12 protein-coding genes and 1 pseudogene are annotated in these 13,719 nt (G+C 64.8%); 5 read left to right on the top strand and 8 right to left on the bottom strand.

Annotated elements, in window-relative coordinates; all coding sequences use genetic code 11:
- Positions 1-91: 91 nt before the first annotated feature.
- Positions 92-3,484: a fused isobutyryl-CoA mutase/GTPase IcmF gene (gene icmF / locus VSR82_RS14345; protein WP_498857773.1), complete on the top strand. Its 3,393-nt coding sequence runs from the start codon at positions 92-94 to the stop codon at positions 3,482-3,484.
- Positions 3,485-3,522: 38 nt separating this feature from the next.
- On the opposite strand, the gene VSR82_RS14340 is transcribed toward icmF, so the two are convergent.
- Positions 3,523-4,482: an NAD(P)H-dependent flavin oxidoreductase gene (locus tag VSR82_RS14340; protein ID WP_429461152.1), complete on the bottom strand. Its 960-nt coding sequence runs from the start codon at positions 4,480-4,482 to the stop codon at positions 3,523-3,525.
- 316 nt (positions 4,483-4,798) lie between these two features.
- Here VSR82_RS14340 and VSR82_RS14335 point away from each other — a divergent pair, with 316 nt between their 5' ends.
- Positions 4,799-5,689: an alpha/beta fold hydrolase gene (locus tag VSR82_RS14335; RefSeq protein WP_410848252.1), complete on the top strand. Its 891-nt coding sequence runs from the start codon at positions 4,799-4,801 to the stop codon at positions 5,687-5,689.
- A gap of 38 nt (positions 5,690-5,727) precedes the next feature.
- Here the strand turns inward: VSR82_RS14335 and VSR82_RS14330 are convergent, their stop codons facing one another.
- Positions 5,728-6,198, bottom strand: coding sequence for an Lrp/AsnC family transcriptional regulator (locus VSR82_RS14330; RefSeq protein WP_368583300.1), 471 nt, complete (start codon positions 6,196-6,198; stop codon positions 5,728-5,730).
- A gap of 113 nt (positions 6,199-6,311) precedes the next feature.
- Here VSR82_RS14330 and VSR82_RS14325 point away from each other — a divergent pair, with 113 nt between their 5' ends.
- Positions 6,312-7,250, top strand: a complete 939-nt coding sequence (locus VSR82_RS14325) for a DMT family transporter (protein ID WP_429461149.1) — start codon at positions 6,312-6,314, stop codon at positions 7,248-7,250.
- Between the two features lie 282 nt (positions 7,251-7,532).
- On the opposite strand, the pseudogene VSR82_RS14320 reads toward VSR82_RS14325, so the two are convergent.
- The 6 genes and pseudogenes from VSR82_RS14320 to VSR82_RS14295 all read right to left on the bottom strand — a co-directional run bounded on the left by VSR82_RS14320 (position 7,533) and on the right by VSR82_RS14295 (position 11,659).
- Positions 7,533-8,400: pseudogene (locus VSR82_RS14320) on the bottom strand (MBL fold metallo-hydrolase).
- A complete protein-coding gene (locus VSR82_RS14315) occupies positions 8,397-8,870 on the bottom strand; it encodes a MaoC family dehydratase (RefSeq protein ID WP_498857772.1) in 474 nt (157 codons plus the stop codon). Before VSR82_RS14315 ends, VSR82_RS14320 begins: the two are co-directional and overlap by 4 nt.
- Positions 8,867-9,112, bottom strand: coding sequence for a DUF1289 domain-containing protein (locus VSR82_RS14310; protein ID WP_429461143.1), 246 nt, complete (start codon positions 9,110-9,112; stop codon positions 8,867-8,869). Before VSR82_RS14310 ends, VSR82_RS14315 begins: the two co-directional genes overlap by 4 nt.
- Positions 9,113-9,117: 5 nt before the next feature.
- Entirely contained in the window at positions 9,118-9,639 is a 522-nt protein-coding gene (locus VSR82_RS14305; RefSeq protein WP_410848248.1) for a YbaK/EbsC family protein, read from the bottom strand.
- 34 nt (positions 9,640-9,673) lie between these two features.
- Positions 9,674-10,600 carry a hydroxymethylglutaryl-CoA lyase gene (locus VSR82_RS14300; protein WP_429461141.1) on the bottom strand — a complete coding sequence of 309 codons (927 nt, stop codon included), beginning with the start codon at positions 10,598-10,600 and terminating at the stop codon, positions 9,674-9,676.
- Between the two features lie 117 nt (positions 10,601-10,717).
- Positions 10,718-11,659, bottom strand: a complete 942-nt coding sequence (locus VSR82_RS14295; protein WP_498857771.1) for a 2-hydroxyacid dehydrogenase — start codon at positions 11,657-11,659, stop codon at positions 10,718-10,720.
- Positions 11,660-11,973: 314 nt separating this feature from the next.
- On the opposite strand from VSR82_RS14295, the gene VSR82_RS14290 reads away from it, so the two are divergent.
- Entirely contained in the window at positions 11,974-12,576 is a 603-nt protein-coding gene (locus VSR82_RS14290; protein ID WP_368583308.1) for an RBBP9/YdeN family alpha/beta hydrolase, read from the top strand.
- A 100-nt stretch (positions 12,577-12,676) separates the two neighbouring features.
- Positions 12,677-13,714: a sulfate ABC transporter substrate-binding protein gene (locus VSR82_RS14285; protein WP_429461136.1), complete on the top strand. Its 1,038-nt coding sequence runs from the start codon at positions 12,677-12,679 to the stop codon at positions 13,712-13,714.
- Positions 13,715-13,719: the final 5 nt, after the last annotated feature.

Raw genomic sequence — 13,719 nt, 5'->3', positions numbered from 1 at the left:
GCCAATCGGCCGCCCGGCGCCCCGGCGCCGTCTTACCCCGTTTCTATATACTGACTGTCAACACCCATCAGTTAAATGAATTGGGGGAGACATGACCGATCTGTCCACGCCGCAGCGTGCCGGCAGCCACGAACTGCCCGCGGGCCGGCGCCTGCGCTTCGTCACCGCCGCCGCACTGTTCGACGGCCACGACGCGTCGATCAACATCATGCGGCGCATCCTGCAGGCGAGCGGCGTGGAGGTGATCCACCTGGGCCACAACCGCTCCGTCGCCGAAGTCGCGACCGCCGCGCTCAACGAGGACGCCGACGGCGTCGCCGTGTCGAGCTACCAGGGTGGTCACAACGAATATTTCCGCTATCTCGTCGAGTTGCTGCGTGCGCGCGGCGGCGAGCGCATCAAGGTGTTCGGCGGCGGCGGCGGCGTGATCGTCCCCGAGGAGATCGCCGCGCTGGAACGCGACGGCGTCGAAAAAATCTACTCGCCGCACGACGGCCAGCGGCTCGGCCTGCAAGGCATGATCGACGATATGATCGCGCGCTGCGTCGAAGGCGCGCGCGCGGCCGATGCCGCGCGCCCGACGCCGGTGCGCGAATGGCTCGCCGAACTGGCCGCGCGGCCGTTGCCGCTTTGCGTCGAGGTTAATGCTCCGCACGGCCGCGCTGCCCCTGGCTCGTACCCCGCCGATCCCGCCGCGCCGATCTTCCGCCGCCTCGCGCAACTGATCAGCGCGTTCGAAACGAACACCGTCGACGCCGCCGCACGCGACCAGCTATCGACACTCGCGCAGACCACGCGGGTTCCCGTGCTCGGCATCACCGGGACCGGCGGCGCGGGCAAGTCGTCGCTGACCGACGAGCTGATCCGCCGTTTCCGGCTCGACTACGACGACACGCTGAACATCGCCGTGCTCGCGATCGATCCGTCGCGCCGCAAATCCGGCGGCGCGCTGCTCGGCGACCGGATCCGCATGAACGCGATCGGCGATTGGGGCGGCGGCGCACGGGGCGACGCCCGTGTGTATATGCGCTCGATGGCCACGCGCGAGGCGTCGACCGAACTCTCCGACTCTCTACCCGCCGCGCTGATGCTGTGCAAGGTCGCGGGTTTCGATCTGATCGTCGTCGAGACTTCGGGGATCGGTCAGGGCGATGCGGCGATCGTGCCGTTCGTCGACGAATCGCTGTACGTGATGACGCCGGAGTTCGGTGCCGCGAGCCAGCTCGAGAAGATCGACATGCTCGACTTCGCGAGCTTCGTCGCGATCAACAAGTTCGATCGCAAGGGCGCGCAGGATGCGCTGCGCGATGTCGCGAAGCAGGTGCAGCGCAACCGCGCGGACTTCGCGACATCGCCCGATGCGATGCCGGTGTTCGGCACGATCGCGTCGCGCTTCAACGACGACGGCGTGACCGCGCTGTACCTGCGCATCGCCGCAGCGCTGCGCGCCCACGGTCTGCGCGACGGCGGCGCCCGGCTGAGTGCTCCCGAAGGTTTGCGCTTTTCGAGCAACCTGCACGCAATCGTGCCACCCGCGCGCGTGCGCTATCTGGCCGACATCGCGCAAACCGTCCGCGGCTATCGCGAGCGGGCCGACGTGCAGGCGCAGATCGCGCGCGAGCGCTGGCAACTGATCGAGACGCGCCGCATGCTCGGCGAAGCGGGCCACGACGCGTCATCGCTCGACGCGCTGATCGAGCAACGCAACACCGCGCTCGGCGAGCGCGAACGCAAGCTGCTCGATGCGTGGCCGCGAACGGTGGCCGCCTATACCGGCGACGAACACGTGGTGCGCATCCGCGAACGCGAAATCCGCACCGCGCTGACGGTCACGACGCTGTCCGGCTCCGCAATCCGCAAAGTGTCGCTGCCGAAATTCGTCGATCACGGCGAGATCCTGCGCTGGCTGATGCTCGACAATCTGCCCGGTTATTTCCCGTTCACCGCTGGCGTGTTTCCGTTTCGCCGCGAGAACGAGGACCCGACGCGCATGTTCGCGGGCGAGGGCGATCCGCAGCGCACCAATCGCCGCTTCAAGCTGCTGTCGGAAGGTATGTCGGCCAAACGGCTATCCACCGCATTCGACTCGGTGACGCTGTACGGCGAGGAGCCGCACGAGCGCCCGGACATCTACGGCAAGGTCGGCAATTCGGGCGTGTCGGTCGCGACCCTCGACGACATGAAGACGCTGTACGACGGCTTCGACCTGTGCTCGCCGGAAACGTCGGTGTCGATGACGATTAACGGCCCCGCGCCGACGATCCTCGCGATGTTCTTCAACGTCGCGATCGACCAGCAGATTGCTTTGAAAGAGCAACAGCAAGGCCGTCCGCTGAGCGAAGCCGAACTCGCCGCAACGCGCCGTGCCGCGCTCGAAAACGTGCGTGGCACCGTGCAAGCCGACATCCTGAAGGAAGACCAGGGGCAGAACACCTGCATCTTCTCGACCGAATTCAGCCTGAAGGTGATGGGCGACATCCAGGCGTATTTCGTCGAACACGGCGTGCGCAATTTCTATTCGGTGTCGATCTCCGGCTATCACATCGCCGAGGCCGGTGCGAACCCGATCTCGCAGCTCGCCTACACGCTCGCGAACGGTTTCACGTACGTCGAGGCGTATCTCGCGCGCGGCATGTCGATCGATGACTTCGCGCCGAATCTGTCGTTCTTCTTCTCGAACGGCATGGACCCGGAGTACACGGTGCTCGGCCGCGTCGCGCGGCGCATCTGGGCGATCGCGATGCGCGAGCGCTATGGCGCGAACGAGCGCAGCCAGAAGCTCAAGTATCACGTGCAGACGTCGGGCCGCAGCCTGCACGCGCAGGAGATCGATTTCAACGACATCCGCACGACGCTGCAGGCGCTGATCGCGATCTACGACAACTGCAACTCGCTGCACACCAATGCGTTCGATGAAGCGATCACGACGCCGACCGAGGAATCGGTGCGCCGCGCGGTCGCGATCCAGCTGATCATCAATCGCGAATGGGGGTTGGCGAAGAACCAGAATCCGAATCAGGGCAGCTTCGTGATCGACGAGCTGACCGATCTGGTCGAGGAAGCGGTGCTCGCCGAGTTCGAGCGGCTCACCGAGCGCGGCGGCGTGCTCGGCGCGATGGAAACCGGCTATCAGCGTGGACGGATTCAGGACGAGTCGATGCTGTACGAGCATCGCAAACATGACGGCTCGTATCCGATCGTCGGCGTGAATACGTTCGTGAGCGCGCATCCGCATGAAGCGCCGCGTCCGCTGGTGCTGGCGCGTTCCACCGACGCGGAAAAGCAGAGTCAGCTGCGGCGGTTGCGCGATTTCCAGACGCGCCACCGCGACGCCGCGCCTGAGGCGCTCGAACGCCTGAAGCGCACGGTGATCGACGACGGCAACGTGTTCGCGGTGTTGATGGACGTGGTGCGCGTGTGTTCGCTCGGGCAGATCACCCATGCACTGTTCGAGGTGGGCGGGCAGTATCGGCGGAATATGTAGGCCGCGAGGGGCGGCCCGGCCCGCCCCCGTTCAACACCTCAGCGCGCGATGCCGAGCCGCGCCTTCGCGTCGTCGTATTCCTTCTTCAGACGCCGCACGAGTTCGGCGACGTCGGGCACGTCGTCCATCAGGCCGACGCCCTGGCCCGCGCCCCAGATGTCTTTCCACGCCTTCGCCTTGTCGCTGCCGAAGTTCATCTTGGTCTTGTCCGATTCGGGCAGCGCGTCCGGGTCGAGCCCCGCGTTCTGGATGCTCTCGCGGATGTAGTTGCCATGCACGCCGGTGAACAGGTTCGTGTAGATGATGTCCGACGCCTTCGCGTTGATGATCGCCTGCTTGTAGCTATCGACCGCATGCGCCTCTTTGGTCGCGATGAAGCGCGTGCCCATGTACGCGAGGTCCGCGCCCATCGCCTGCGCGGCGAGAATCGAGCCGCCGTTCGCGATCGAGCCCGACAGCACGATCGGGCCGTCGAAAATGCGCCGCACCTCGCCGACCAGCGCGAACGGCGAGGTGGTGCCCGCGTGGCCACCCGCGCCCGACGCAACCAGAATCAGCCCGTCGACACCAGCGTCCAGCGCCTTCTGCGCATGACGCAGATTGATCACGTCGTGCAGCACGATGCCGCCATAGCTATGCACCGCATCGACGATCTCGCGCGCCGGCGCGCGCAGGCTGGTGATGAAGATCGGCACCTTGTGCTCGACGCAGACGCGCACGTCGTGTTCGAGCCGCGCATTCGACTGATGAACGATCTGATTGACCGCGATCGGGCCGATCACCGCATCCGGGTTCGCGGCCCTGTGCTCGGCGAGTTGCGCCTGGATCTGCGTGAGCCACTCGTCGAGCAACTCGGCCGGACGCGCGTTGAGGGCAGGGAACGAGCCGACGATACCGGCCTTGCACTGTGCCAACACGAGTTCGGGATAGCTGACGATGAACATCGGTGAAGCGACGACGGGCAGCGCGAGGTTTTGCAGAACGGCGGGCAGTGCCATGGTGCGAATCTCCAGATTGGGCCAACCGGTGCGGCGCGCGCCCGGCGAATAGATGAGTTTAGCGGCGGCACGCGGCTTGCGGCAGGCCGAGCGGCGAATGCGTGTGGCAATCGCACGAAACCGGCATACCGCAGTCGCGGCAAACATTTAAGAACGATCGTTCGATTATAGGCTAAGTGGACGAGCACCGGCGCGTTAGGGCCATTTGAACGGTTCGAAGGAGTATTCAGGTTCCATGTCTGCGGGGGTTATCCCACCTCGCACGGACTTGTCGGCCTTCTACAATGCACGGACCTGAATCGATCAACGAGACGTCATGGCCTTCGAAAATTTCACGCCTTTTCGCGTCGCCGTGGGCGATGTCGATATTTTCGGAGTGAAGGGCGGCGCCGGGCCGCCTCTGTTGCTGCTGCACGGCCATCCGCAATCGCATCTGATCTGGGAACGCTGCGCCGCGCCGCTCGCACAGCACTTCACGGTGATAGCAACCGATCTGCGCGGCTATGGCGCGTCGGGCAAACCGCCGAGCGATGCGACGCACATGCCGTACTCGAAACGTGCGATGGCCGCCGACCAGGTCGCGGTGATGCGCCACTTCGGCTTCGAGCGCTTCCTCGTCTGCGCGCACGATCGCGGCGCGCGCGTCGCGCACCGGATGGCGCTCGATCACGCCGATGCGGTCGAGCGTTTGATGCTGCTCGATATCGCGCCGACGCTCGCGATGTACGAAGCCACCGACCGAACGTTCGCGACGCACTACTTCCACTGGTTCTTCCTGATTCAACCCGAGCCGCTGCCCGAAACGTTGATCGGCGCGAATCCGGCCGCCTATGTCGACGCGGTGATGGGCGGACGTCACGCGGGCCTCGCGCCGTTCGATCCCGCCGCGCTCGACGCCTATCGGGCAGCGCTCGCCCAACCGGGCGCGGTGCACGCGATGTGCGAGGACTATCGCGCGTCGGCGAGCATCGACCTCGAGCATGATCGCGCCGATATCGAGCGCGGCATCAAGATCGGCTGTCCGCTGCGCGTGCTGTGGGGCGACAAGGGCGTGGTCGAAAAATGCTTCGATGCGCTCGACGAATGGCGGCATGTCGCGCGCGACGTGAGCGGCCGCGCGCTATCGTGCGGACACTATCTGCCCGAGGAAGCCCCGGACGAACTGGTCGCCGAGATGCTGTCGTTTTTCGAGGCGGTCGAAAAATAAGCGCTGGGCCGCTTCGCGCGGCCTTCGTTCGACCTTTCTCAGCCGAGCGGCGGCAGACGTCGTGTGACCGGCGTCGACTTGACGATCGCGGTGCTGGTCTCCGCGCGCTCGGTCACTTTCGACAGGATCTCGTCGAGTTGCTCGATCGAATGCAGGTACAGGCGGCAGATGAAACAGTCGTCGCCGGTTACCTTGTCGCATTCGACGAACTCCGGAATGCGCCGGATTACTTCTTCCACCAGATGCAACTGGCCCGGCAGCGGCTTCACGCGCACGATCGCCTGCAGCGTGAAGCCGAGCGCGCGCGGATCGATCTGCACGGTGAAGCGTTCGATCACGCCCTGCGCTTCGAGCCGCCGCACGCGCTCAGCCGTGCTGGGCGCCGATAAGCCGACGACGCGCGCGAGTTCGCTGACCGGCTGGCGCGCGTCCTGCGCGAGCGCGGCGAGCAGTGCCCGGTCGGTGTCGTCGAGTGCGACCGGCGTGATCGAAGCAAGGCGTTTGCTCATAGTGGCCTTCGTTTATGAGGTGAAAAAGCAGTAACGCTTAAGTTTAGCCATGTATTCGCGTAGGTGGATTAATTACACTGCCAGTTATGCAGTCATCAATCCGGGATCGAACCATGGCTTCAAACAAGGCTTCAGCAACGACCGCGAGCAGTTCGTCCAGCGACATCCGCCGCGGCGCGGCCGAGATGAGCATTGCGATGCTGATGTCGGGCACGATCGGCTGGCTCGTCGTGTCGTCGCAGCAAAGCCCCTTTAACGTGGTGTTTTTCCGCTGCATTTTCGGCGGCGCGACGCTCGCGCTCGTGTGCGCCGTGCTCGGCCTGTTCCGCCGCGAGCTGTTTTCGTGGAAGATGCTCGGCCTCGCGTTACTCGGCGGCGCGGCGATCGTCGTGAACTGGGTGCTGCTGTTCGCCGCATATTCACGCGCGTCGATTTCGATGGCGACGGCCGTCTACAACACGCAGCCGTTCATGCTGGTCGGGCTCGGTGCGCTGGTGTTTCGCGAGCGCATCAGCACGTCGACGATCGCGTGGCTCGTGGTCGCGTTCGTCGGGCTCGTGTTCGTCGTGAAGGTCGAGCCGGCCGTGCTCGCGGTGCCGGGGCAATATCTGGTCGGCGTCGCCTATGCGGTCGGCGCGGCGGCGATGTACGCGGTGTCGTCGATCATCACGAAGCGGCTGAAGGGCACGCCGCCGCATCTGCTCGCGCTGATCCAGGTGTCGCTCGGCGTGCTGTTGCTAGCACCGTTCGTGCGCTTCGACGCACTGCCGGCAAGCGGTGTGCAGTGGCTCGAACTGGTCGTGCTCGGCGTCGTCCATACCGGTCTCATGTACGTGCTGCTGTATGGCGCGATCCAGAAGCTGCCGACGTCGATGACGGGCGCGTTGTCATTCATCTATCCGGTGGTCGCGATCATCGTCGACCGGATTGCGTTCGGGCAGACGCTCGCATGGATTCAGGTGCTTGGCGCCGCGCTGATTCTGCTGGCAGCGGCGGGCGTGAATCTCGGCTGGCGGATCGTGCCGCAGAAAAAGCGCTTTTCGTCCACGTGATACGGCTCTTGCCAGGGATTCCGGAATAAGCGCGCGCATTCGAACGCCTAACGCGGCTTGATGACAGAATGTGTATGCATTTGTAAAACGCGGTGTCAAATTTCTGTAGGGAAATCACCGATGCGTTGCGAATATTCGCTCGCGTATCATTGATGGCGACGCTGATCACGTCCACACAGATGTTCCGCCGCTCGCCTTGTCGAGCGGCTTTCTTTTTGTAGGTACGGTTTTGGTTCCGGTGCGCGTTCCAACTGCACCCGACTGCACGGGCCAATCACACGTTCAACGCCGGGCGAGAATGCGCGTGCCGTCCACTTCGAGCGGTCCACCGTTTGCCGCGAGCTCCCCGATCATTCCCTTCAGCATCGCTGGCCATTCGCTGCGTGGCTTCAGCATCGACGCGGCGGCGCGCATCACGGATGCGTCGTCGAGCATGCGCAAAAGCGTGTCCACGCTCATCTCGCGGACTTCGAGCAGCTTGAATACGATTAGCACCTTCAGCGCGTTCCTCGCATTGCGCGCGGGGTCGGCACGCAACCACGCGACGCGCGACATCGCGCGTTCGAGCGCCGGTTCGACATGCGTGAACGGCGCGCCGTGGCCAGGGATGACCACGCGCACGTCGAGTGTCGCGATCATGTCGAGCACGGCCTGCTGCTCGGCAAAGCCGCTTTCGCCTTCGAGTTCGGGAAAGATCACGCCGAAGCCGTTTTCCCATAGTGCGTCGGCGCTGATCAGCAAGCGTTCGTCCGCGCAATAAAGCATCAGCGAATGCGGATCGCGCGCCGGGCGCGAGCGTGCCGGTGAAACCGAAGCGCTCGCAGGTTTGACCGGTCGCGCGAAAGCTGAGGCGCGTTTCGTCCCAGTCGCGTACGGCATCGGCTTCGGATGACGGGATCAGCGTGCGACACGGCCATGTGGCCTGCAACAGCGTGTTGCCGCCGCAGTGATCCGAATGCAGATGCGTGTTGACGATCAGATCGAGCGGCCGCGTGTGCAGCGCATTGCGCACCAGCGCGACCGTCTGCGAAGCGTGCGTCGCATAGCCGGTATCGACGAGCGCCGCGCAGGTGTCATCGACGAGCAGCACGTTGTTCGACGACAGCCAGCCGCGCTCGAACACCTGGATCGATGCGGGCAGCGCGATCATGGTGCGGCCGTTTTCGATTGCGCGTGCTCGAGCACGTCGGGCTTCGGCATCACGAGGATCGTCGAGGTGCCCGTAAGCATCAGCTCGCCGCGCTGATTGACCACCGTGCCTTCGAGGTAGGTCAGGTCGCCGCTCAGGCTCGGCTTCCAGTGAGCGTCGCGCACACGCCAGGTTATCGTCAGCGTGTCGTGCGCCTGCACTGCCTTCTTCAGCTTGATATCGAATTCGAGGCCGAGTGGTTGCGCGTAAGTCGAAAAATGCGTGGCGAGGAGCGCCATGAAATACGCGGTGGGTTGCGTGCCCGACGCGATCAGCCCGCCAAAGCGGCTTTGCGCGGCATACGCTTCATCGTGATGCAGCGGGTTCAGATCGACGACGAGCGTCGCGAACGATTTGATCGAATCCACCGACAATTCGACCGTCGAACTGAACGTCTCACCGAGCGTGACGACGCGCGGTGCGGCTTTCATTGCTTCTCCTTCGCCGTCGATGCCGTGCGGCTAGCGATGAACTGCGCGTGGCGCGCTTCGATCGAGTCCCATACCGCGCGCTTATCGTCGTCGTTGAAGGTCGACCAGCCGGCGATTTCATCGATCGTGCGCAGGCATCCTTCGCACCAGCCCGTCGACGCATCCATCCTGCACACGTTGATGCACGGCGACGGCACACAGACGCCGGCGGCTTTTTGTTCGTAAGGCTTACTGCTCGCCATCGTGTTCAGGCCGGCTCGCGCAACGCGACATCGGCGACCGGCGCGCCGGTCAGCGCAATCAGCTCCTGCGCGGTGAGATTGAACACTGCATGCGGATGACCAGCGGCCGCCCACAGGCTCTCCAGCTCGAGCAGATCGGCATCGATCAGGGTGACCGGTTCGGTCGCATGGCCGACCGGGCACACACCGCCGATCGCATAGCCGGTTTTTTCACGCACGAACTTCGCGTCCGCGCGGCCGATCTCGCCGACCTGCGCGGCCACCTTCTTTTCGTCGACGCGATTCGCGCCGCTCGCGATCACGAGCACTGGGGCGTCGTCTTCGCGGCGCCGGAACAGGATCGACTTCGCGATCTGTGCGACCGAGCAGCCAAGTCCAGCGGCCGCTTCGGCGGACGTCTTGCCGGTTTCCGGCAGCATCACGATTCGCCCCGCGTGACCGCGTTCGCGCAGCAGCAGCGCGACGCGGCGTGCCGAGTCGGGCAGCGCGGCGAGATCGTCGGAGTCGAAGGACGCGAGGTCGTTCATCGTTGGAGATCCTGATTCAAAATGGATGGAGCGTTTATACGCAGGAATTCGCTTCGCTGCGCGCCTTCGCGAGCAGCGCCTTGCCGGCGCGCGACACGTTGGCCCGGCCGATCGCGTTCGAAATGAAGTCGCCGATCTCGACCACCTGGGGGAGGTCGATGCCGGTCTCGATGCCGAGGCCGTTCATCAGATACAGCACGTCTTCGGTCGCGACGTTGCCGGTCGCGCCCTTCGCGTACGGGCAACCGCCGAGCCCCGCGACCGACGCATGAAAAATCTCGATGCCTTCGAGCAACGCAGCGTAGATGTTCGCAAGCGCCTGGCCGTAGGTGTCGTGGAAGTGTCCCGACAGATGCTCGCGCGGAAACACTTCGGTCACCGCCTCGAACACCTCGCGGGTGCGCTTCGGCGTGCCGACGCCGATCGTGTCGGCGATATCGATTTCGTCGCAGCCGAGCGCCGCGAAGCGCTTGACGACATCGACGACCGACGCGACCGGCACCTCACCCTGATACGGACAGCCGAGCGCGCACGACACGCTGCCGCGAATCCGCAGGCCATGTTCTTTCGCCGCTGCGGCAACCGGCGCGAAGCGCTCGATGCTCTCGGCGATGCTGCAGTTGATGTTCTTCTGCGAGAACGCCTCGCTCGCCGCGCCGAAGATCACGATCTCGTCGGCGCGCGCCGCGAGCGCGCCTTCGAAGCCCCGCAGGTTCGGCGTCAGCACCGAGTAGATGGTGCCGGCGCGGCGCTCGATGCCGGCCATCACATCAGCGCCGTCGGCCATCTGCGGCACCCATTTCGGCGCCACGAACGACGCCGCTTCGACGTTGCGAAAACCCGCCGCCGACAGCCGGTTGATCAGTTCGATCTTGGTTGCGGTCGGCACGAATTCCTTCTCGTTCTGCAGCCCGTCGCGCGGACCCACTTCGACGATTTTCACTTGTTGCGGTAAGGCCATGATGTGTCTCCGATCCGATGCGGTTTTATCGCAGTCCCATCCAGGACGGGTGCCGCCGCATTGCTGTGATTCAGTTCAGCGCGCACGTCTGCGACGCGCGCGGGTGTGGGAATTCACTTAGTAGCCGCGCTCCAGCCGCACGACGCCGCTCACCTGCTCGCCGCGCATCATCGCGCCGATCTTGTCCGCGACCTGCACGACGCTGTCCTCGCGCAATGTCAGCGCCGACGTGTGCGGCGTGATCGTGATGCGCGGCTCGCGCCAGAACGGATGATCGGCGGGCAGAGGTTCCTCGCGGAACACGTCGAGCGTCGCGGCGGCGAACTGGCCGCTCGCGAGCGCGGCGAGCAGATCCGTTTCCACTAGATGCGCGCCGCGCGCGACGTTGATCAGATACGCGCCGCGCACGAGCTTCGCGAAGACTCGCGCATTCAGCACGCTTTCCGTGTCGGGTGTATGCGGCAGCAGGTTGACGAGCACCTTCGCGCCGTCGAGGAAGCTATCGAACTGGGCGTCGCCGGCGAACGTCGCGATGCCGTCGATCTGCTTCGCGCTGCGGCTATAGCCGCGCACCGGCAGGCCGAACGAAGCGAGCGTTTGCGCGACCTGCGTGCCGAGCACGCCGAGACCGAGCACGCCCACCGTGAACGTTGCGCGCGGATGCGGCTCGAGCACTTTCCAGCGGCGCTCGTCTTGCAGCATCTGATATTCGTCGAAGCGACGCAGATAGCGCAGCACCGCATGCGTTACGTACTCGGCCATCTGCGCGCCCATGCCGGTATCTTCGAGGCGAATCAGCGGCACCTCGGGCGGCAACGTGCCGGGGTGCGCGCGTTCGAGCGCGAGAATCGCATCGACGCCCGCACCCAAATTGAAGATCGCGCGCAGCGTAGTGCGGCCGGCCAGCATCTCGCGCGGCGGACGCCAGACCACCGCAAAATCGGCTGGCGCGTTGTCGCCGGGCTGCCATTCGCGCAGCTCGGCCGCGGGCAAGGCGCGCGCGAAGTCGTGCAGCCAGGCGGCGGCTTCGGTGTGCGGGGCGTAGAAGAGTATTTTCATGCGGTACGGATTGCGGCGGCGTCGACCTGAGCATCAGCGGGGCGGACTGTCAGCGCGCCTCGGCGATGGGGCGACGCGAGCGGCATCGGGTCTCCTCCCGTTGAAATAGGCTTCATTCTACTTTTTTGACGCAAATCGCGCGCGTCTGCGCACGGGCGTGCGTTTCGCGATGCGTGTGGTCGCGGGCGTCGAGTTCGCACGTAACGGCGCATTTCCTCGTTTGCCCCATAACCAAAGCACAAAATGTTGGTTCATCGACGCGCGACCGAGCGGGACAATGATCGCCCGGATTCCCTGCGCAGCGAGACACGCACATGCTTTCATGCACCAGATCGAGCTGGCCGCCGCGGCTCGTCACCGTTCCCGGCCTGCACGGCAGCGAAGGCGCGCACTGGCAAACATGGCTGGAGCGGCAGTTCGCGCGCTCGTTGCGCGTCGAGCAGGCCAACTGGGACGCGCCCGATCTCGCGCTATGGGCAAAGTCGTTGCGCGATCTGCTCGCACGCGAACGCGGTCCGTTCGTGCTGGCCGCGCACAGCTTCGGCTGCCTTGCGACTGCGCATGCGTTGCAGCAGGGCGCGCTCGCCAGCGACGTGGTCGGCGTGCTGTTCGTCGCGCCCGCTAGTCCGCGCAAGTTCGACTTCGCGGGACCGTTCGACGCGCGACGTGTGGGCGTACCGTCGATCCTGATCGGCAGCGAAACCGACCCGTGGATGACGCTCGCCGACGCGCGCGATCTCGCCCAGCGTTTCGGCAGCGCGTTCGTCAATCTCGGCGATGCGGGGCATATCAACACGGCAGCGGGCTTCGGTCCGTGGCCGCGCGCGAAGTACTTCATCGATACGCTCGTGCATTGCGCGGCGCCGCTGCGCTTTCGCGAGGAGGCGATCGATACCGCGCAGCATGCACTTTTGTGAACACCCCGCTGCGGCGCGCGCGAGGTAAGCAATCCGTTAGAATCCCGAGTCACGCCGCGTATGCGCGGCTACAGGTTTTATCATCGACGACGGGGAAACAATGAAGGGCATCACGGGGACATCAAGCCGGTTCAAAGCGGGCGTCACGGCTGGCTTCACACTGATTGCGCTCGCGTTCGGCGGCGTCTCGACGGCGCATGCGGATACGTCGCTACTGAACGTGTCGTACGACGTGACGCGCGAGCTGTACAAGGACATCAACGCGGGCTTCATCGCGGACTACAAGCAGAAGAACGGCGAGACGGTGTCGCTGCGGCAGTCGCACGGCGCGTCGAGCGCGCAGGCGCTGTCGGTGCTGCAGGGGCTGCAGGCCGACGTGGTGACGATGAATCAGCCGAACGACATCGACCTGCTCGCCGAAAAGGTCCACCTGGTCCCGGCCAACTGGCGCGCGCGTCTGCCGGACGATAGCGCGCCCTACACGACGACGATGGTGTTCCTCGTGCGCAAGGGCAACCCGAAGCACATCAAGGACTGGGACGATCTCGCGAAGCCGGGCATCCAGGCGGTGATCGCGAATCCGAAGACGTCGGGCAACGGACGTTATACGTATCTCGCCGCATGGGGTTATCGCAAGCAGAACGGCGGCACCGATGCGCAGGCGCTCGACTTCGTGAAGGCGATCTTCCGCAACGTGCCGGTGCTCGACACCGGCGGTCGAGGAGCGACGACGACGTTCACGCAGCGCGGTATCGGCGATGTGCTCGTCACGTTCGAGAACGAAGTGTCGCTGATCGATACGGGTGTCGGCGCGGGCAGCTATGAAGCGGTGTATCCGTCGCTGAGTCTGCTCGCGGCGCCGCCGGTATCGATCGTCGATAAGGTCGTCGACAAGCGTGGCACGCGCAAGCAAGCGCAGGCATATCTCGACTATCTGTGGTCGCCGGCCGCGCAGGAAATCATCGCGCAGCATCATCTGCGTCCGCGCGACAAGAACGTCTTCGCGAAGCACGCGGCCGAGTTCAAGCCGATCAAGACGTTCACGGTCGAGCAGATGTTCGGCAGCTGGCAGACGGCGCAGGACACGCACTTCTCCGATGGGGGGACGTTCGATCAGATTATTGTTGATCGGAAATAAGCTTC

It is taken from the genome of Burkholderia sp. JPY481, from assembly GCF_038900515.1.
GTDB lineage: Bacteria > Pseudomonadota > Gammaproteobacteria > Burkholderiales > Burkholderiaceae > Paraburkholderia > Paraburkholderia youngii.
Note: the sequence above shows the minus strand (reverse complement) of the source record. Positions and strands in the feature narration are given on the sequence as shown.

Excerpts from the sequence above, each read along its gene's own strand:
- icmF (WP_498857773.1), top strand. The coding sequence starts at position 92 with ATGACCGATCTGTCCACGCCGCAGCGTGCCGGCAGCCACGAACTGCCC.
- VSR82_RS14340 (WP_429461152.1), bottom strand. The coding sequence starts at position 4,482 with ATGGCACTGCCCGCCGTTCTGCAAAACCTCGCGCTGCCCGTCGTCGCT.
- VSR82_RS14335 (WP_410848252.1), top strand. The coding sequence starts at position 4,799 with ATGGCCTTCGAAAATTTCACGCCTTTTCGCGTCGCCGTGGGCGATGTC.
- VSR82_RS14330 (WP_368583300.1), bottom strand. The coding sequence starts at position 6,198 with ATGAGCAAACGCCTTGCTTCGATCACGCCGGTCGCACTCGACGACACC.
- VSR82_RS14325 (WP_429461149.1), top strand. The coding sequence starts at position 6,312 with ATGGCTTCAAACAAGGCTTCAGCAACGACCGCGAGCAGTTCGTCCAGC.
- VSR82_RS14315 (WP_498857772.1), bottom strand. The coding sequence starts at position 8,870 with ATGAAAGCCGCACCGCGCGTCGTCACGCTCGGTGAGACGTTCAGTTCG.
- VSR82_RS14310 (WP_429461143.1), bottom strand. The coding sequence starts at position 9,112 with ATGGCGAGCAGTAAGCCTTACGAACAAAAAGCCGCCGGCGTCTGTGTG.
- VSR82_RS14305 (WP_410848248.1), bottom strand. The coding sequence starts at position 9,639 with ATGAACGACCTCGCGTCCTTCGACTCCGACGATCTCGCCGCGCTGCCC.
- VSR82_RS14300 (WP_429461141.1), bottom strand. The coding sequence starts at position 10,600 with ATGGCCTTACCGCAACAAGTGAAAATCGTCGAAGTGGGTCCGCGCGAC.
- VSR82_RS14295 (WP_498857771.1), bottom strand. The coding sequence starts at position 11,659 with ATGAAAATACTCTTCTACGCCCCGCACACCGAAGCCGCCGCCTGGCTG.
- VSR82_RS14290 (WP_368583308.1), top strand. The coding sequence starts at position 11,974 with ATGCTTTCATGCACCAGATCGAGCTGGCCGCCGCGGCTCGTCACCGTT.
- VSR82_RS14285 (WP_429461136.1), top strand. The coding sequence starts at position 12,677 with ATGAAGGGCATCACGGGGACATCAAGCCGGTTCAAAGCGGGCGTCACG.